Annotated in this window: 18 protein-coding genes; 10 read left to right on the top strand and 8 right to left on the bottom strand. The window is 43.4% G+C overall.

What is annotated here, in order from left to right; genetic code table 11:
- Nucleotides 1-2 precede the first annotated feature (2 nt).
- Nucleotides 3-830, top strand: coding sequence for a DUF4198 domain-containing protein (locus L1271_RS05320; protein WP_235367147.1), 828 nt, complete (start codon nt 3-5; stop codon nt 828-830).
- Between the two features lie 132 nt (nt 831-962).
- On the opposite strand, the gene L1271_RS05315 is transcribed toward L1271_RS05320, so the two are convergent.
- The 3 genes from L1271_RS05315 to L1271_RS05305 all read right to left on the bottom strand — a co-directional run bounded on the left by L1271_RS05315 (nt 963) and on the right by L1271_RS05305 (nt 4,511).
- Nucleotides 963-2,495, bottom strand: coding sequence for an ATP-binding cassette domain-containing protein (locus tag L1271_RS05315; RefSeq protein WP_235367145.1), 1,533 nt, complete (start codon nt 2,493-2,495; stop codon nt 963-965).
- A 613-nt stretch (nt 2,496-3,108) separates the two neighbouring features.
- Entirely contained in the window at nt 3,109-3,864 is a 756-nt protein-coding gene (locus L1271_RS05310; RefSeq protein WP_235367141.1) for a DUF3307 domain-containing protein, read from the bottom strand.
- A gap of 38 nt (nt 3,865-3,902) precedes the next feature.
- Entirely contained in the window at nt 3,903-4,511 is a 609-nt protein-coding gene (locus tag L1271_RS05305) for a hypothetical protein (protein ID WP_235367134.1), read from the bottom strand.
- 315 nt (nt 4,512-4,826) lie between these two features.
- Here L1271_RS05305 and L1271_RS05300 point away from each other — a divergent pair, with 315 nt between their 5' ends.
- The gene (locus tag L1271_RS05300; RefSeq protein ID WP_235367132.1) at nt 4,827-6,956 is read left to right on the top strand and encodes a winged helix-turn-helix domain-containing protein; all 2,130 of its coding nucleotides are present in this window, start codon (nt 4,827-4,829) and stop codon (nt 6,954-6,956) included.
- A gap of 13 nt (nt 6,957-6,969) precedes the next feature.
- Nucleotides 6,970-7,197 carry a hypothetical protein gene (locus L1271_RS05295; RefSeq protein ID WP_235367130.1) on the top strand — a complete coding sequence of 76 codons (228 nt, stop codon included), beginning with the start codon at nt 6,970-6,972 and terminating at the stop codon, nt 7,195-7,197.
- Nucleotides 7,198-7,253: 56 nt separating this feature from the next.
- Here the strand turns inward: L1271_RS05295 and L1271_RS05290 are convergent, their stop codons facing one another.
- The 3 genes from L1271_RS05290 to L1271_RS05280 all read right to left on the bottom strand — a co-directional run bounded on the left by L1271_RS05290 (nt 7,254) and on the right by L1271_RS05280 (nt 9,002).
- Nucleotides 7,254-7,628, bottom strand: coding sequence for a PH domain-containing protein (locus L1271_RS05290; RefSeq protein WP_010605565.1), 375 nt, complete (start codon nt 7,626-7,628; stop codon nt 7,254-7,256).
- Nucleotides 7,629-7,972: 344 nt separating this feature from the next.
- A complete protein-coding gene (locus tag L1271_RS05285) occupies nt 7,973-8,341 on the bottom strand; it encodes a nuclear transport factor 2 family protein (protein WP_010605566.1) in 369 nt (122 codons plus the stop codon).
- A 25-nt stretch (nt 8,342-8,366) separates the two neighbouring features.
- The gene (locus L1271_RS05280; protein ID WP_235367128.1) at nt 8,367-9,002 is read right to left on the bottom strand and encodes a glutathione S-transferase family protein; all 636 of its coding nucleotides are present in this window, start codon (nt 9,000-9,002) and stop codon (nt 8,367-8,369) included.
- A 112-nt stretch (nt 9,003-9,114) separates the two neighbouring features.
- Here L1271_RS05280 and L1271_RS05275 point away from each other — a divergent pair, with 112 nt between their 5' ends.
- From L1271_RS05275 to L1271_RS05250, 6 genes are all read left to right on the top strand, one after another.
- Entirely contained in the window at nt 9,115-9,474 is a 360-nt protein-coding gene (locus L1271_RS05275) for a MerR family transcriptional regulator (RefSeq protein WP_102058166.1), read from the top strand.
- Nucleotides 9,475-9,754: 280 nt separating this feature from the next.
- Nucleotides 9,755-10,327: an NAD(P)H-dependent oxidoreductase gene (locus L1271_RS05270; RefSeq protein ID WP_102058167.1), complete on the top strand. Its 573-nt coding sequence runs from the start codon at nt 9,755-9,757 to the stop codon at nt 10,325-10,327.
- A gap of 102 nt (nt 10,328-10,429) precedes the next feature.
- Nucleotides 10,430-11,380: a cytochrome-c peroxidase gene (locus tag L1271_RS05265; RefSeq protein ID WP_235367121.1), complete on the top strand. Its 951-nt coding sequence runs from the start codon at nt 10,430-10,432 to the stop codon at nt 11,378-11,380.
- A complete protein-coding gene (locus L1271_RS05260; protein ID WP_235367118.1) occupies nt 11,377-14,538 on the top strand; it encodes an EAL domain-containing protein in 3,162 nt (1,053 codons plus the stop codon). The genes L1271_RS05265 and L1271_RS05260 overlap by 4 nt, the downstream gene beginning before the upstream one ends.
- 388 nt (nt 14,539-14,926) lie before the next feature.
- On the top strand, nt 14,927-15,379 hold the full coding sequence (gene parS / locus L1271_RS05255) for a type II RES/Xre toxin-antitoxin system antitoxin (protein WP_010376128.1): 453 nt from the start codon (nt 14,927-14,929) through the stop codon (nt 15,377-15,379).
- Complete coding sequence (locus L1271_RS05250; RefSeq protein WP_235367116.1) at nt 15,379-15,849, top strand: RES family NAD+ phosphorylase; 471 nt, start codon at nt 15,379-15,381, stop codon at nt 15,847-15,849. The genes parS and L1271_RS05250 overlap by 1 nt, the downstream gene beginning before the upstream one ends.
- Nucleotides 15,850-16,063: 214 nt before the next feature.
- On the opposite strand, the gene L1271_RS05245 is transcribed toward L1271_RS05250, so the two are convergent.
- Both L1271_RS05245 and L1271_RS05240 read right to left on the bottom strand, forming a co-directional pair.
- A complete protein-coding gene (locus L1271_RS05245) occupies nt 16,064-16,351 on the bottom strand; it encodes a hypothetical protein (RefSeq protein WP_019647463.1) in 288 nt (95 codons plus the stop codon).
- Nucleotides 16,348-16,995, bottom strand: coding sequence for an HAD-IA family hydrolase (locus L1271_RS05240; RefSeq protein ID WP_235367107.1), 648 nt, complete (start codon nt 16,993-16,995; stop codon nt 16,348-16,350). Before L1271_RS05240 ends, L1271_RS05245 begins: the two co-directional genes overlap by 4 nt.
- A gap of 144 nt (nt 16,996-17,139) precedes the next feature.
- Here L1271_RS05240 and L1271_RS05235 point away from each other — a divergent pair, with 144 nt between their 5' ends.
- Complete coding sequence (locus L1271_RS05235) at nt 17,140-17,895, top strand: DeoR/GlpR family DNA-binding transcription regulator (RefSeq protein ID WP_010605574.1); 756 nt, start codon at nt 17,140-17,142, stop codon at nt 17,893-17,895.
- The last annotated feature ends 10 nt before the right edge of the window (nt 17,896-17,905 follow it).

Genomic DNA, 17,905 nt, shown 5'->3' with positions numbered 1-17,905 from the left:
TCGTGAAAATTTCAACGTTAGTTTCTGGTGTCTTAGTTGCCTTAGCCGCATATAGCCCGTTAAGTGAAGCACACCGAGTATGGATAAAGCCAAGTACCACCGTGGTATCTGGTGACAGCGAATGGATCACGTTTGATGCTGCCATCGCCAATGGGATCTTTAACCCAGATCATTATGCTTATCCACTAGAGCGCCTATCTGCACTGTCTCCTTCTGGAAGCAAGGTTGAGCTTAAGAACGCCGCAAAACTTAAGTATCGCAGTGTGTTTGACATTGAGCTCAATCAGCAAGGCACTTACAAAGTGTTTAATCAAAGTCGCTCGCTGGTGGCGCGCTGGACTGATGAAAACGGTGAAAAGCATTACTGGCCAGGACGCGGCAAAGTTGGTTCAGTAGAAGCCTTTAACAAAGAAGTACCAAAAACGGCAAAAGATTTAAGTGTGACCGACGTTGCAAGACGATTAGAAGTATTTGTAACTTTGGGCGCACCAAATAACACCGCGCTTAAGCCAACCGGCAAAGGGCTAGAACTAAGCCCAGTTACTCACCCTAATGATTTGTACACCGGTGAACCAATTACCTTGCAGTATACGATGGATGGTGAACCTGCAAAGGGTGCAGAAGTGATAGTGGTACGTCAGGATGAAAAGTACCGTGATAACAGTCAACCAAGCAAATATACAACGAATGCCAAAGGTGAAGTGACGCTAACACTATCTGAGCCAGGCATGTATTGGTTTGAAGTGGAATATGAAGACGACAAAGCACAAGCACCCGCCACAAAGCGTGCCGGCAGCTATGTCACTACCCTTGAGGTATTACCGCTTTAACCCATCGTCCCCATGTGGTTTGAGATGTGCAGTCGTCTCAGCCCATTTAATTTAGTGGTCATAACAGAGACGCCACTAAGTGCCCAAAGGGGGAGGCGTTCCTTCCTCCCCCTTTTCTTCCTTCTATGACTATTAATCACGCAGCGGTAGAACTTTTATGTTGGCAAGCTGAGTGCAAAAATACTCATTATGAGAGACAAGTATAAATCCACAAGGAAGCTGATTGAGCATGGCAGCAAGTTCTTCTTGTGCTTCAAGGTCGAGGTGGTTATCTGGTTCGTCAAGCAGTAAAAAGCCTTGCGTTTGCACGGCCAGCACGATGGCCGCTTTCATTCTCTCGCCACCACTGAGACTCGTGATAGGTCCTGAAATCTTATCTAGACTCAGACCAACGCTTGCAAAACTGGTGATTATATTTTGATGTGGCGTGTCAAGTAAGCGCTCGGCAATGTCTAAAACGCAAGGGCCCTGTTCAAGCCAAGCGCAGTGCTGGTCTAAGTAAACAGATGTTGTAGGGCGCTGGATTTCTCCGCGCTTTAACTCTAGCTTACCTGCAAGGGTTTTAAGCAAGGTCGATTTTCCGATGCCATTTTCTCCAATTATCCTGAGCTTTTGTGTTGTATCCGCAAAAAGGTTCACTGTCTTTTCTGGTCCAAAGCACAATTCGGCTTCGCATAAGCGGATCTTTTCTTTCGCTCGCAGAGCTGAATTAAAATGAAACTGCTGTTTGTCTTCTCGATAGTAAACTGCATTTTTCTTAACCCTATCTTGAGCTTGCTGAATTTTATGGGTTTGTCCGGCATGACGCTTACTTCCTCTGTCTGACTTAAAGTCAGTAACCAGTTTACTTTGGCTACCAGCGCGCACTTGTGCTTTTCCTTTACTGGCCTGCCGCTGATGTTGCAGATCCGCTGCAATCATGGCTTGTTTAAGTGCTTTTTGTGCTGCGCGATTTGCCAAATGTTGTTGTTTTTGTCGAGCTTGAGTTTGAAGGAGTGTCTCTCTGAAGGCGTCAAATCCAAGCGAGTGATGAGTTAGCTCCCCCTGTTTTATGTGCAGTATATGGTCGGCTGCATCCAATAAAATAGGATCGTGTGTGACGGCAACCACACCATGTTTGTGGTGCTTTAGCTGCTCAGCTAGCCAGTGCTTATTGACGCTGTCCATGTGGTTACTCGGCTCATCCAGTAATAGGATTGCAGGCTGAGATTGTAGTATCTCAATATAAACACGCATTCGCTCTCCTGGACTAAGCCTTGTAAAGGGGGTTTCCAAAGTGAGTTCTAGCGGTGCAAGTGTTGCTTGCCAACTTGATTCTAACTGCCAATCATCTGAGATTAAGTCAAAATCGTGCTCAGAGGCTAACCCCTGATGGGCTCGATGCAGTGCTACTAGCTTCTCTTTAAGCCCGAGTAGTTCAGAAACGGTGGTAAAGCGGTTAGTCGCATCTTGTGGGAGATAGAAGCATTTTCCATGGCTTTGTCGCTCGCCCGAGGTTAGAGGCTGTTCACCGGATAAGACTTTGAGTAAGTGTGATTTGCCCGCCCCATTTGGGCCCGTTATCGCAATAAATTGCCGCTCTATTGTTAAGTCGACATCGCAAAATAAACATTGACCATTTGCAAGCGTCAAGTTTGCTTGCTTTACCTGTATCCAAGGCATCATTAATGCTCCTAGTTGCAGCAGTGCAAAAGGCTAAAGGCACAAAGACTCGTAAAAGCCATAAACAGTAAAATAGAAAATGAGAGTCTATAGATTGGTCTGAGAAGCCTCAAAGATAACCATAAGCCTTGCACTGGAAATTAATAATAAGTTCGTCAGTTACAAAGGGCTTAGTTATTCATTGTGATGGCAGCTCCTAATGAGGAAATAAAACGAATAGAGGCAAATAATTAGCGATAGATCGTGCCTACGTTTATTTTGCAGGCACGAGGGCCTGTTGACCTTTGCTGTTTGACTTTTGTTCTCCTGAGTGTGTTTTGGTCGCGACGCTCGACTTGCCGCCTAGTAATCTAGGCAAAAGTTGAGCAACAATGAACAAAGCGCACTCAGGTGAACCCAAAGGGCAGCGCTTGATTGGCATTTCTACTGTGTTGCCCCACAAGGATGTGGGGTAAGGTGACTTTGCAGGAGCACAAAGTCTTTATCGCCTGACTCACATAGAATAACTACGCTACGCAGGCTCTGCCTTGTATAAATACCAATCAAACTGCTGCAAAAACAAACTTGAAAGATAAACAGGCCCTAGGTTAAATGTCAAGGCGTGGAATTGATTAAATTACAATTGAATGGGCATAAATGGTTTGATTAAGACGCCGACCACGAGGGCCAGCAACACACTGACAAGCGTGCCCAACATCACGTATTCGGTGAGCTTTCTGTCTTGGCTTTGGGTTAGATCGCCAAAGCGAAATACCGATTTAGCGGCGAGAATAAAGCCGATAGCAGCCCAGCTATCCAGTAACATGCAGCTCAGTAGTAATACACGTTCAAGTTGACCAATTAAACTTCCTGCTTGCGGCAGGCTATCAAGAGCTGAATTATTGAGTTGCCAACGCTCAAGCAGCATGCTGGTGAATATCGATGCAGGATGCAATACCATTAAATAGCCCACAACCAATATTAGCAGCTGGACATTAGCAAAAGGCTTTGCAAAGGCACTGAGCGCAATTTCAGGCTCAGCAATGTGCCAAGTGACGGCCACTAATATGGCAATATGTGCACATTGGTCTAGCACAAAAGGAATAACACCTTTGCTAGAATAGGATTTAGCTAAGTCGATACAATAGTGGCTAATACCTACCGCTAGCGCAAAGAGCAGCGCATTCCACTGTGCTCCCCAAAACAAAGTCGACTGCCAAAGTAGGATGATTGCAAGTGCAGCCCCGCCATGCGCGACACTATGCCACAACAACTTGATGGACTTATAGTGACGGGTATTTCTGTCATGCACCCAGATCATAGGTTGGAGGTAAAAGTCAGTGATTGTGTGGCCTATTACTAACCACAATAACAATACTTGCCATTCGTTCATTAAGTCCACCTCGTGATATTTAAGTGTTGAGCATTCGACTATTGGTGTGAGCGTGCAATTGCTAAAAATTGATCTAATAAAGCGTAGTGTGCGCTATTGAGTAATTTAGTTACGTTCACCCGACTGGTGTTGAGTTGTTTTGCAATATCGGCATGGCTCAACTTAGGGTGTGAAATATGAATAAAAGCGGCCTCTGCTTGTTTTTGGGTTAAGTTCGAAAGTAATAAATCCACAAATGCCAGATTTAGTGCAAAGTGGGCATTACTGTCATTGTTATACCTGAGTCTTGCTTGTCCAATTGCGTCCAATCCTCGGCCCGCAAGTACCAGCGCAGCACCTGTCGCGGTTGATAAATCTGCTGCTGTGATATTAACTTCACCGACCGCAAGGCTGAGTCTGGCATCGCTATGTCGGCTAATTAAAAACAACCGTAGCTGTAATGCCACATTGAACAGTTTCGTAGCATCTGGCAACACAAGCTGAAAGCCGTCGCCGCGGTAAAAACTATAATAGCCCTGCTCCGCAGTCGCTATTTCAGCTAAGTAATCCTTTAACTCGCTTTGCAGCCTTGTAAGTTGTAGTTGTGACAGCGACTGTGAGCCGACAATGTCTGCTGTGATCACCGCACCTTGAGGTATTGATATCATAAAGGTAACTTAATTTGGTTACATTTAAGTAAGTAACTAATATTGGTTACATTGATTTTGGTATGAAGCTGGATAAAAAGCAAGCAGCCGCTAAGGTTTGTTCGCTTTGGTAGTATTTTACCAAAGCGAACGCAGGTATGGAGGTAGACAAAGCTCCCGCATATGTGAGAAATAGACGTTTATTAACTGTCCTTAAGCTTACAGGTCGCTAAATCTTAAGTTTTTGATTTTGTTTATTTTTACCCTGTTTGTCCTTATACTGATAATTATAATAATTGGCATTGTTAGCGCGTGCGCTAGGCATACTGGGGATTTATGGTAGAACAATATTGGGTTGGTGATTTTTTTGTCGATTTATCACGTAACCAGATTTCACACCAAGGTGAATGTCAAACGCTTGCACCAAAGGCTCTGGCGGTGCTCACTTGCTTGGCTCAGAATCAAGGCAAAGTGATGAGTCTTGATACTTTGCTTGATACAGTATGGCCAGATACCGTGGTCTCTCCTAATACTTTGCAGCGTAGTATTGCGCAATTGAGAAAGGCGCTTGGGGATGATGGTAAGGTGCAAGCTTACATCCAAACGCATGCTAAAAAAGGGTATAGCTTAGAATGTGAAGTACGTTGGGGAGGGCAAACGAGCGAGCTGACGAATGCTGAGCCGCAACTCGAGGTGACGCCAGTTCTTGAACCTGAAGTGCAACAAGATAAACACCTCACTCAAAGTCGGAATAAACACCTTTATGTGTTTGTTTTACTCGCCTTCACTATTTTGCTTGGGGCTATTGGCTATCAATATTTTTCCACCAAAAAACCTTCACCACTGTTCTTTGATACTTTGCGCTCATTGACCGCAACTGACGACAAAGAATTTGATGCAAGCTATTCCCCAGATGGCCAGTACATTGTTTTTCATCGCTATTTAGATAAGTTTTGCGATAATAAGATATGGGCTAAAAAGGCGGATACCCAGCAAGAGATCCTACTCACAGAGCGCTTTGGAGCATACGGCAGGCATAGTTTCTCAAAAGATGGTGAGCAGTTGCTGTTTTTGGCCACCGACGCTTGTAGTGGCGAACCAGTTACACAAAAGCGCTGCTACGACCTTGTAACTCTCGATTTTACTAAGGCATTGGAAAGCCCTCAGCAGCCAAAAGTTATTCTCCAGTGTAAAAACTCGGTGGTTGATAAGCCTATCTGGCTGAATGATGGCAATGTGGTATTGAAGCAAAAACAAGGCGAGCGCTGGAAGCTGATTAATTACTCCATTGACGACGACAGCGGTGTCGATCTTTATATCGTAGAAGAGGGGACGTTGATTGATTACGCCTATTCTCCTCAAGATGATTTAATCGCGGTCAGTAGTATTCATGCCGATGGCCTACATTATATCGATATGCTAAAACCTGACGGTGAGTTGCTCTCTAGTCATCAGATCCAGCGGCCGCCGGAAATTACTAAATTTCACGATATCTACCCAAGTTTTGACCCACTCAATCAGCAATTGATTTTTAGTACCGGACGTCAGCTATTTAGTCTGACTTATGACGGGCTTGTGAGTAAAATTCAATTGCCGTTTTCGGATCGAATGAGGCAGCCTGAATTTCGCCCTGATGGCAAAAGTATACTGATGATCAAAGGACCTTACGACGGTGATATCGTAAAATTACCACTGACACAGTTAGCACAAGGCGCTCAAACATACACCAGCTTTGCACGAACCAACCTTGGTGAAGATCAGGCTGTTTTTCAGCCTGATGGAGACTTAGTGGCATTTTGGTCGGAACGCTCAGGTACTGAACAGGTGTGGCTAAGCGATGGCAATAACACGCGACAACTGACTAACTTCCCGTTAGATACTTTTATTCGCGGGATCCACTGGGCTGAGGATGGCCAAAGCATATTGGTCAGTGCCAGTGGTGTACTGACACAAATTGCTTTAGATGGTAGCTTGACATCTTACCCGCACGCCTACCCTGTTTTACGCTTATATCAATGGAAAAGTGCAACACAACGTGCACTAACACAGATTCGGGTAAAGGGAGAAATGAAGTTAGCTGCTTATGATTTTGCTCAACAATCGTTTCAAATATTGACGCAGCAACCTGTGCTGTGGGCACTTGAAAGTGAACACGGTAAAGTTGTGTATAAGGATAGACTTGATCAGTTTTGGCAAATAGGCGCTGTTGAACCTCAGCGGATCAGTGCACTAAACAATCAAGGCGGCAGAGGAAAATCTTTTGTAATGCGCGGCAATGGGATATATGGCGTCAATGAAGACAATCAACTTTGGTCCTATGATTTAGACAAAACGTCGTTTACCATACTCGGCGAAGTGCCTACCAGTGTCGACTATCTCACCGACATTAACGACAACGATGTGCTTTTGATAAATCGAATATCGGCCAAGAAAGAAGTGGTAGAGCTTACGGTTGCGAATCAATAACTGGAGTATCAAAATGAGCAAATTAGCTCAATATCAGCGTTTTAGGCAAGAGCTAGGGCTATTGATCGCACAATACAAAGGCTATGGGTTTGTACTTGGTTTTCTGCTAAACCTCAGTATTTGGCATATTGCATCTCAGTTTGTAGCTGATCCCTTTGTCTCTAACTTTTGGAATCAAGTATTTGTTTCCTTGCTCTTTTCTGCGGTTTTTTGCCTGCGTGCAGAGCGAAAACCAACTTAATTTACTTACTGAAAAGAAAGGCACAACACGCATGTGCCTTTTTACAGCAAGCGCGGCTATAAACAATATTGTGAAATGATCTGATATACTTGGTTGATATTGTCGCCCGCTTTAAATTCTTTACTAATTGGCGTTGGGTCTGAGCCAATCCAGATTTTTAATTCCGCATCAAGGTCGAAGTGACCCGCAGATTCTTTGCTGTATTTTGTGATTTTGCTATACGGAATGCTGAGCATTTCTACTTTGCTGCCCGTCATGCCTTGCTTGTCGATTAAAATTAGACGCTTGTTGGTAAAAATAAACAAGTCGCGGATCACCTTGTAAGCTTGTGCAACTTCTTCTCCAGCAATTAATGTATCTGCTAATAACTTATCTACTTCGCTACTGTCTACTTCGCTTGCATTACCGAGCAGACCACTTAATAGTCCCATTGTTGTTCTCCGTTTTATTTCAATTCGTCCTAGGCTGATCTCAAGATAGTGCTTAGGTCGAAATGAATTAATGATGAAAGTGCAAAACCAGCATAGAAAAGCGCGCTGATTTTGCCAAATTAAAAACCTGAGTTTGGATAATTAATGCCTTTCTAGCAGCCAGTTTTAGTGCTAACTGTGTTGAATTCACTTCCAATAGCCTGCTATTAGTGCGTAAATTCGCCTAGTTATCCCTAAAACTCTCTGGCTAGATAAGAAAGTTATTTAAGGTGAGTTTAAAACAATGAATTAGCTCATTCCTTATCCAAACCTCAGGTTAAATAACCTGAGTTTGGAGTAAGGAGTTAGCTTATATCTCTTATTAAACAAATTTTGCCATCGCGGAACGCAAACTCTGAGCGGCCTTGCAAGGAGATGCTTTGTCCTGCTTTCATGCCATTGGCTAAGTCTTGGGCTAATTTAGCTTTGTAGGTCACATGAACAATAAACAGATCATTGTCTTGCGTGGCGGCGGTTAAAGATTGATTGCGTTCTGAAAATAACTTAGCAGACTGATTTGCTAATTCTGCAAATTCCATTTTACTGGTTGTACGCGTTGTAATTTCACCATTGGCAAGATTCTCAAACACGACATCATCCGTGAGCTGAGCTAGCATTCCCGGAATATCAAAATGATTGTAGGCAGAGATATAGTTTTTCACTAAGGTTTCCATTTTTTCCTCCTTGGTGTAATGGATGCTAATAAAAATTTAGATCGGTTTGTTCAATTTCGCACACTCTTTTTACCACTTTTTGCTGTGCCATCATTCGCATAAATCGGCCCAAATGTGCATAGTCTTTTGGCGCAGTATTAAACCCACTTGCCCAATGGGCCAGCATAAATAAATAATAATCACAAAGCGTGAGATGTTCACCAACTAAGTAGGTGTTTGTTGCTAACTGCTTGTCGATAAGTGCAAACATGTCGCTGACTCGTTGCTCAGCGGCTTGAGACATGGTCTTGCTGCTCTCTGGTGACAGCTGATATTTTTCAGGATAGAAATACAACATGAGTTCTGGCTGAACCGTCGTGGTTAAATAAAAAAGCCACTGATAAAACGTGGCTCTCTGTGGGGTTTCTGGCGCTGGGATAAGTTTTCCTTCAGGGTGCTTTTCGCATAAATGCAAACAAATTGCTGCACTCTCGAAGATGATTTGGTCACCGTCGACCAATGTCGGGATCCGTCCTGTAGGATTGAGTTCTAAATAGGTCGCAGACTTTTGTTGTTGCGTTTTTCTATCGACCAAGAGCAGTTCTTTTTCTAGTTGTAGGTGCTCAAGTACGAGATGTGGTGCCCAACTGGCATTACGAGGGTAGTAAAGCAACTGATACATCTTTTGCTATTCCTTGACGATACTTTTTGTTAGCGTGCAATTGGTATTAGATGGTTGCAACTTTTATGGAGGCTGTAAACCGTTATTTTGCTTTTAGCTGGGAGAATCAAAAATGTATATTGGCAAGCTGTCGAAGCAAACTGGGCTGTCAGTCAAGGCCATTCGCTTTTATGAAGAGAAAGGGCTTATTCCTACCCCGGAGCGTGTTGGTAAATATCGCGTCTATTCGCAGGTGGATGTCGATCTGCTGTTATTAATAAAAGAAGCAAAATCGCTCGGTGTGTCGATTAAGCAATTACAGCAAGTGATTGAAATTAAAGGGCGGCAAGTCAACTGGGTCGAAATCAACACATTTTTAGTCGAACTCAAAGCATCCTGCATAGAGCAAGTTGCGCAGCTTCAGCAAAAAATACAACGTATTGAACATTGCATCGCATCACTTGATGAATGTCCACAGATAAAACTATCCTAACCTGAGGTTTGGATAAGGAATGTTCCAACTCATTGTTGCTAAAGCACAACTTAGTTTTTTCCTTGTCTAGCCAGCAAGATTTAGGGAAAACAAGGCGAATTTACGCACCAATAGCTGGCTATTGGAAGTGAATTTAACGCAGTTAGCGCTAAAACTGGCTGCTAGAAAGGCATTAATTATCCGCAGCTCAGGTTATCCTAGTCTCAGGTAGAGTAACTTGACTCTCCCGTTAAGGGGAGACAGTACACTCGTTTCTCAGTCATGTGATAAGGAAACGACGATGAAAAAAATACTGCTACTAAACGGTAACCCCAAAACCAAAGGCCTGTGCCACGCTATCACCACAAGTTATGAGCAAGCTGCAAGCACCCAACATCAAGTACGCAGAATGGATCTTAGTGAGATGCACTTTGAAATCAATTTGATGTATGGTTATGAAGCGAGCCAACCATTAGAGCCATGCCTTAAGCAATTCCAAGAGAACTTACTGTGGGCGCAGCACATTGTGATAGTAAGCCCAATTTGGTGGTTGGCGTTACCAGCCAAGCTCAAAGGGCTGATAGATAGAGCATTACTTCCAGGCTTTGCTTTTAAATACAGTGAGGCCGGCACTGAAATTGAAAAGCTTCTACCGCATAAAACCGCAAGAGTCATTCTCACCTCAGACACGCCGCAAACTTATTTGCAAGAAGTTGCCGCTGGGCTTATGGCTCAGCTAGAACATGGGACACTAGGATTTTGTGGTATAGAGCCAACTCAACATACGCTATTTGGCCCTGTGCACTTAGCAACGCCTGAGGTAATTGATAACTGGCTGAGTGAAGTGACAAGTCTAGCCGTGCGGGGTGAGTGAATAAAAACACATAACTTCTATTGCTAAGCTTATTTTAAATCAAAATTTGCAATGCCGAATGTTGCTATCTTTTACACCAAGATGGCAACTTGGGCGGAGTGTATGCGAATTTGGAGTTTATTACTTTTTGCGTTTCCATTATTGGGAGCTGCAAATGAGCCAATTCTGCCACTTGAGCCTGCAATAGGGCTTGATGCCGATAAAGTCAGCTTGGGCAGATCACTTTTTTTTGATAAGCGGCTTTCCCGAGGAAACCAAGTCAGCTGTGCGTCATGTCACCAATTACCCAGTCATGGCGCGGATGTAAAGCCCCTTTCCAGTGGCGTTAATGGCGCACTCGGTGAGCTAAAAACTCCAACTGTTTACAATGCGGCTTTAAATATTCGTCAAGCGTGGGATGGCCGTGCGCAATCGCTTTATGATCAAATCGACTCACCCATCTTAAACCCAAAAGAGCATGATATGACTTGGCCAGAAGTCGTTGCCAAGTTAAATCAAGATAAAACGCTGGTCGCGCAATTTACTAAAGTGTACTCGCAGGGCGTAACGAAACACACGGTAAAAGACGCAATAGCGACTTTTGAAGGGTCGTTAATCACGCTTAATGCACCGTTTGATTTATGGCTTAAGGATAACAGCATAGGATTACCTAAGTCGGCTATTGCCGGTTATGAGTTATTTAAACGGTATGGTTGCATTAGCTGTCATCAAGGGCGCAATGTTGGTAGCAATATGTTTGCCAAAATGGGCACCTTTGGTGATTATTTTGGCGATAGAAATACACCAATTCAAAAAGCGGATTATGGCCGTTTGAACGTCACTGGCAATGAGCAAGATCGCTTTGTGTTCAAAGTACCGAGCTTGCGACTTGCTAGCAAACAAGCATACTTTTTTCACGATGCTAGTCATAGCAGCCTAGAATCCGCCGTTGCGACCATGGCCAAATACCAACTTGGTCGCAATATCTCAGACTCCGATATAAACAAGCTAGTTGCCTTTATTGACAGCCTAGCAGGACATCACCACGAAATGGATTTGGAAAACCACGAATGAAGAATAAGGCCTTCATTGGTGTGCAAGCGTTACTGCTGTGCGCGCCAATTGCGCTGTTTGCGTATTTTTACTCGCAACAAAAGCTCAGCAGTCAAACACACCAAGCACGAGTTACCCTGCTCTTTGAAGCCAAGAGTATTGATGCCAAACTGGATGCCGCGGTGTTACAAATGCTTAGTGCACAGCTCAATCAATATGATGAGTTAGCGCGATTAGCACATGCAATCGACGCTTTGAATACACCACAGCGAGATGCATTATTTGCAGAAGCCACGCCCGACATTCGACAGCAATTTGATGCCTATCGTCAGCTACTCAGCAATAAAGTATTGCAAGTCGAATCCATTAAAACAGCGGCAGCAAATATTAAAAACAGCCTGCTTTATCTCCCCGAGTTGCTAATCGAGCTGGAGCAGAGTGAGCCCGAACTGGCAACCCACGCCAATAGAATGCTTGCTAATTTAATGTTGGGTCAGCTCTATGAATTTGTCGCAGAGCCTTTAATGACCATCAACTCTGAAAGTGGCTTAGAGCAGCTTATCTATCAGCATTTTAACGTCGCGCTTGCTAACAGTGCAGAATTAAAAAAGGCAAAACAACGCTTTTTGTCTTTGCCGAGTGATCAAGCTTTTTCAGCCCTTTACGCGGCATATAGCCAGTATCACAGTGAAACCATAGAAAAAACCAAGCATCAAAGTGAATTGCTTTTACTGCTGACCATTGTGCTATTTTTGCTCTTGATTGTGTTTGCAAATCGGCTTTATGTGGCCAAAAATAAAATTCTGAGCACCAGCCAAACTTTGTCTGATGCTGTTGCGCGTTTAACCGAAGGCTTTGCTCTTTTTAGTCGCAGTGGCAATTTGCTGCTCTGTAACAGTGCTTGGCGTAATCATTTTGCAATTGCCGATAGCGAAAAAATGCCACGCAAGTTAGAAGAGTGGCAGCAGCAGTTTGGAGAAATTTTTAACTCCGACGCCAATTTGCATCAAACCGAATCTGGCGCTTGGTTACAGGTAAAACAAACGAATACACACAACAATGGCCAAGTGTTTGTGAGTGTTAATGTTTCCCTTTTTAAACAAGCGGAAGAAGAGCTTCGCAAGTGGGGCCATGCCATTGAGCAAAGCCCCTCTTCTATTGTGATCACCGATCCTCGTGCTCGCATTGAATACGTTAACCCTAAGTTTGAACAAGTTACTGGGTATTCACTTGAGGATGTGAAAGGACAAACACCCAAAGTACTAGGCTCCAAACAAGGATTTACCGACTACAAAACGCTGTGGCAAACCATCAAACAAGGCAAAGTCTGGCGTGGTGAGTTTTACAATCGCCGTAAGTCTGGAGATTACTATTGGGAGTACGCGTCTATTTCCCCGATTAAAAACCAGCAAGGGGAAATCATTAACTTTATTGCGATCAAAGAAGATATCACTGCACAAAAAAGCGCAAGTGCACAGCTTAAAACCGCAGCGGCGGTATTTAATGCAACGCAAGAAGGGATCATGACCACCAACGCAAAACTTGAGATCACCGCGGTCAATCCAGCTTTCACCAAAATTACTGGATACGAAGAACATGAAGTGCTCGGTCAACGACCTAATATTTTAAGTTCAGGTAAGCATGACAAACATTTTTATGAGCAGATGTGGAGCACCCTCAACTCGCACGGACAGTGGGCAAGTGAGATCTGGAACAAGCGTAAAGACGGTACTTTATATCCAGAGTGGCTAGCAATCAGTGTCGTGCATGATGACAAAGGGCTGGTGCAGCAATACGTTGCTATATTGTCTGATATGACCGAGCGCAAAGCGCAAGAAGAGCAGATTGAATATCAAGCCTATTACGATGTGTTGACCGGACTGCCGAATAGAACGCTATTACTTGAGCGCATTGAGCAAGATATTAAACGCATGAGCCGTACTCATCATCAAAGTGCAGTGTTATTTATTGATTTAGATAGGTTTAAGCGTGTCAATGACACCATGGGTCACGAGGCCGGAGATGCCTTACTTATCTCCGTAGCTAAGCGCTTAAACGGCCTGCTGCGTAAAAGCGATACCTTGAGCCGCTTTGGGGGAGATGAATTTGTATTGTTATTGAGCCAAATTGCGCATCCGGATCATGCTGCTCAAGTAGCCGATAAAATTGTCAAAGCACTGAGTGAACCATTTGTGATCAACGGCTTTGAGGTATTTACCGGGGCAAGCATCGGGATCGCGATTTTACCAAGTGATGCAAAAGATCAAAAAGAGTTATTACGACTTGCCGATTTAGCCATGTATAAAGCAAAAGAAGCGGGACGCAATCAGTATCACTTTTTTGCGCAAGAAATGCAGCAACAGGTGAATCGGCGAGTTGAGCTGGAGCAGCTGCTCCGAGCTGCGCTTGAACATCAGCGCTTAACCGTACATTACCAACCTATTGTCGATACGGTGTCGGGTAAATTATATGGTGTCGAGGCGCTCATGCGCTGGCCAACAGATTTCGGCCAGTATATTTCTCCTGCTGAATTTATTCCTGTCGCTGAAGAAAGCGGTCTTATTGCTCCTCTTGGTGAGTGGTTACTTGCTAAGGCATGTAATGATATTCGCAGATTAAATAAAGCACTTGGCATGAATTGTTATTTGACGGTAAATGTCTCGAGTCAGCAATATCGACTTGGCTTTAACGCCACTACCATTAAGCAAATCATGCAGCAATCAGGCTTTCTTCCAGAGAACCTAACGCTTGAAATCACAGAAAGCATCTTACTTGAAGATGATAAAGCCGTAACTGCTTGGCTTCAAAGCCTACGGGCAACGGGAGTCAACTTAGCAATCGACGATTTTGGCACTGGCTACTCTTCTCTTAGCTATCTTAAACGCTTCCCCATCAATATATTAAAGATCGACCGAGGTTTTATTCAAGATATAGATCAAAACCAAGATGCGGCCGTTTTGGTCAACGCGATTTTGTCGATGGCGGAGAGTTTATCGCTCAAAGTGATAGCTGAAGGCGTAGAACAACAAGGACAACTAGATTGCTTAAAAGACCTTGGTTGTCAGTATGTACAAGGGTACTTTTATGCCAAACCAATGGCGATTGAAGGATTAATCGACTGGGTTGAGCAATTTGCCATTGCATCGGAGCGAATACCTCCCAAACTGTGGTTGGATTGAAGTGTGTGGCTTGGGTTGTATTTGGTGAGGGTTCGTGGTGTCTGATCTTACATGCTAGCTTTTGCTCAGTTATTACAGACATATCATTCAGGACTTTTCTTCTTATATCGGAAGTCTAGCAATAAATAGTCTACCTCTGTTTTATTTATCCACTTCTCGTCCATTCTTTTGAACCTACATAGAGAATGAACCAAACAACGTCGCCTATGCCTATTTTTAACTCATAGCAATTATGCTCTTTGCTCGCACCATATAAGCTATCAGTACGATATTTCATACATCACTTTGGATTACTTAATACAGTTCGGTGTAATTTATCGTTTGCATATGCAGCTCATTTGAGCCAATATTATTAGGTCATATGAGCCGAAAAAATGAGAGAGGTAGGATGGCTACAGCCCAATTAAAAAGCTTCAAGCCCAAGCGTAGTAGCAAAACAAACTTTTGGATTAGTCTTGGAATTGAAGACGCAAATATAGCGCGGACAGAAGCGGTACATCAGGGGTTCAAGCCAAAGGTGTATCGCAATATTATAGAAATGACAAAGCTTTCTCAAAATGAATTTCACACCGTAACTCATATACCTGTTAGCACAATCAAGCGCCGACTTAAAAATGAAGAACGCTTTAGCACCCAAGAAAGCGACGCGATTTATAGGTTGGCTATGTTAATCAAGTTAGCTACCGAGTTATTCAATGATGAGAAAAGAGCATTAGAATGGATTCGTGAAAATGTCTATGGATTGAGTGGCAAGAGACCGCTCGATATGGTGTCAACTACGGTGGACTTTGAGATTGTAAAGGACCTTATAGGAAGAATTAAACACGGGGTTTTCTCATAATGAAGCTTTACCGTTTAACTCAAAAAAAGTTTGCGGACACGCCTTTTAGTCCCGAAGGTGCGAAGCTATATGGCGGTAGATGGAACTCTAAGGGAACAGAAGCTTTGTATTTCGCTGAATCAGAGTCGCTGTGCTCTCTAGAAGTATTTGTGCATGTAAATAATGATCCAAAGATAGTAGATCAATACGATCTATACTGTATAGAGGTGCCTGATGAATTTATTGTAAAGCTTGACGAAGAGGATTTACCTAAAACTTGGAGAAGCATTCCTGCAGGTGAAGAAACACAGGAAATTGGTGATGAGTTTCTAAATGCAGTAAAGCCTCAATACGCTGCCCTACAGGTTCCATCAACCATTTCACCAAGAGATAAAAACTATGTTGTTAACCCGAATCACCCTGCAATGAAAGCAAGTTTTAAAAACCATGAGAAACTTGAGTTTGGGTTTGATCCTCGAATTTTTAAATAGTCACGTAAAACTTGCCAAAAGAATAGTTTAGTCAATACAAGTATTAATAAGCTAGCTTTGTGAGGTAATAAGGTAATCTAGCCCTCCGTCGCTGATATCAAAATGTATCCTATATTTCTTATTCACCATTTTTAAACATTTTATCGGTGATTTCTTGGGTAGGCACTCACCCACCCCCTCTTTTTATTGAAAGGTTCTCTCCTTTGCCAACTACTCAACGCAAAATTGCAGTTAGTAAAATTAAGATCTGTAAAAGTAGGCAAAGTACATTGGTAACAATGATTGCCATTCGCTGAAATCTCAGCCCATACATCAGCCAAAAACTAAACACCAACACATACCCGATTAAAAACGTAAAGGACAAGTTGGTTGGGCCTTGGCGCTCAAGTTCGCTGAGTAGCTGGCCGAATAATGCGATAAAACCGATACCGCCGAAGAATACACCGGCGAAATCCCAGTAGGTATCTTTCGTTTGATAAAAGCCTGTCAGCCATGTTTTCATTCGCTTACTTCCTCTGATAAGTAGATATCCTGATAGTGATTGATACGGGCAACAATATGGTCGTGGTGAATTGTGCAAAAACGGTTAACCACGACTACGTCACAGCCTGCGCTAAGTGCGGATCTTACCCCTTGATCTGAGTCTTCAAATGCAAGACATTTAGAGGCTGCCACTCCCAATCGTTTGGCCGCCAATAAAAATGGCTCAGGGTGAGGCTTACCTTGCCCAACATCATCTGCGGTAATTAATATTTTAGGAATAGGTAAACCTGCCGTGGTGAGTCGTGCAATTGCATTGTGGCGATTTGCAGAAGTCGCAATGGCCCATTTGCGTTGCTGTGCTTTTATTTCGCTTAAAAACGATTTAGCTCCAGGAATGGCTGCTACGGTATGGGCAAGGTTGGCTTCAGCTTGTTCCAACGGCTCGACTTCATGCAGGCTATCTAAATGCGGAGTAAATTGTTCTATAAAGTCTTTGAAACGTGCACCTCGGCCCGTTGTTAATACCATTTCCAAATTGACATGATGTTTCTCACACCAAGGCGCGACAGCCTGTCGTACTGCAACTTCAGAATCAACAAGTGTGCCATCCATATCGAATATCAATCCCTGATAATGGTTCAGGTTGAGTGAATTAAGTGCCATTTTTACTCCTTATGATAATGTTTCATGCATAAACAGGCGTTTGTTGATATTAAATCGGCTTTATCGTGCATGTGTGTGCAAATAATACGCTTGTATCTCGATCTTTTTCAAGTAAAATTACGCAAAAACATGCAGGAACATGCAATGCTATTGGCAGAACGTCATCAATTCATTCTCGATCAGCTTAATTTACAAGGGCGGATCACCTCAGTGTCCTTGGCGCAAACACTTGATGTGAGCGAAGACACAATCCGTCGGGATTTAAACAAACTGGCTGAGCTTAAGCTCCTGCGGCGTGTTCATGGTGGCGCTTTAGCGCTGCAGGATAATACTCCTGACTATATCGAGCGTTTAGATAAACCCGATACCAGTAAAATTCGTTATATTGAACCTGCCTTAGCGATGCTCGTGCCTGGACAAACGATAGTGATTGATTCTGGCGAGACGTGCCGTTATTTAGCACAACACTTACCTAAAAATATGCCGTTGACTGTGGTTACGGGTTGTCCACTGATCGCCAAAGAGTTGGCCTATCATTCGCTGGTGGATGTGATTGTATTAGGCGGTCCTATGTTTAAACCAGCAATGCGGGTGGTAGGCATGACGGCGATCGAAATGGTGAAACGGATCCGTTTTGATATTGTTTTTATGGGGATTTGCTCGTTCCATATTCACCACGGTTTTAGCGCGAGCTATATAGAAGAAGCGGAGATCCTTTCTGCTACTATTCGTCAGAGCGACCACACTGTGATTATGGGACCGAGTCATAAACTAGATAAAGTCGCTACTTATCAGATTGTTACAGCTAACGAAATTGACACAATTATTACCGATGAAGAAATCAATCCAAGCTTAAAAAAGCAGATTGAGTCGCTAGAGATAGCGCTTACTTTGGTCTAGGTTAGTTGCA

It is taken from the genome of Pseudoalteromonas sp. OF5H-5 (assembly GCF_021530695.1).
Taxonomy (GTDB): Bacteria; Pseudomonadota; Gammaproteobacteria; order Enterobacterales; family Alteromonadaceae; genus Pseudoalteromonas.
Note: the sequence above shows the minus strand (reverse complement) of the source record. Positions and strands in the feature narration are given on the sequence as shown.

Coding starts and splice junctions, on each gene's coding strand:
- L1271_RS05315 (WP_235367145.1), bottom strand. CDS start 2,495: ATGATGCCTTGGATACAGGTAAAGCAAGCAAACTTGACGCTTGCAAAT.
- L1271_RS05310 (WP_235367141.1), bottom strand. CDS start 3,864: ATGAACGAATGGCAAGTATTGTTATTGTGGTTAGTAATAGGCCACACA.
- L1271_RS05305 (WP_235367134.1), bottom strand. CDS start 4,511: ATGATATCAATACCTCAAGGTGCGGTGATCACAGCAGACATTGTCGGC.
- L1271_RS05300 (WP_235367132.1), top strand. CDS start 4,827: ATGGTAGAACAATATTGGGTTGGTGATTTTTTTGTCGATTTATCACGT.
- L1271_RS05295 (WP_235367130.1), top strand. CDS start 6,970: ATGAGCAAATTAGCTCAATATCAGCGTTTTAGGCAAGAGCTAGGGCTA.
- L1271_RS05290 (WP_010605565.1), bottom strand. CDS start 7,628: ATGGGACTATTAAGTGGTCTGCTCGGTAATGCAAGCGAAGTAGACAGT.
- L1271_RS05285 (WP_010605566.1), bottom strand. CDS start 8,341: ATGGAAACCTTAGTGAAAAACTATATCTCTGCCTACAATCATTTTGAT.
- L1271_RS05280 (WP_235367128.1), bottom strand. CDS start 9,002: ATGTATCAGTTGCTTTACTACCCTCGTAATGCCAGTTGGGCACCACAT.
- L1271_RS05275 (WP_102058166.1), top strand. CDS start 9,115: ATGTATATTGGCAAGCTGTCGAAGCAAACTGGGCTGTCAGTCAAGGCC.
- L1271_RS05270 (WP_102058167.1), top strand. CDS start 9,755: ATGAAAAAAATACTGCTACTAAACGGTAACCCCAAAACCAAAGGCCTG.
- L1271_RS05265 (WP_235367121.1), top strand. CDS start 10,430: ATGCGAATTTGGAGTTTATTACTTTTTGCGTTTCCATTATTGGGAGCT.
- L1271_RS05260 (WP_235367118.1), top strand. CDS start 11,377: ATGAAGAATAAGGCCTTCATTGGTGTGCAAGCGTTACTGCTGTGCGCG.
- parS (WP_010376128.1), top strand. CDS start 14,927: ATGGCTACAGCCCAATTAAAAAGCTTCAAGCCCAAGCGTAGTAGCAAA.
- L1271_RS05250 (WP_235367116.1), top strand. CDS start 15,379: ATGAAGCTTTACCGTTTAACTCAAAAAAAGTTTGCGGACACGCCTTTT.
- L1271_RS05245 (WP_019647463.1), bottom strand. CDS start 16,351: ATGAAAACATGGCTGACAGGCTTTTATCAAACGAAAGATACCTACTGG.
- L1271_RS05240 (WP_235367107.1), bottom strand. CDS start 16,995: ATGGCACTTAATTCACTCAACCTGAACCATTATCAGGGATTGATATTC.
- L1271_RS05235 (WP_010605574.1), top strand. CDS start 17,140: ATGCTATTGGCAGAACGTCATCAATTCATTCTCGATCAGCTTAATTTA.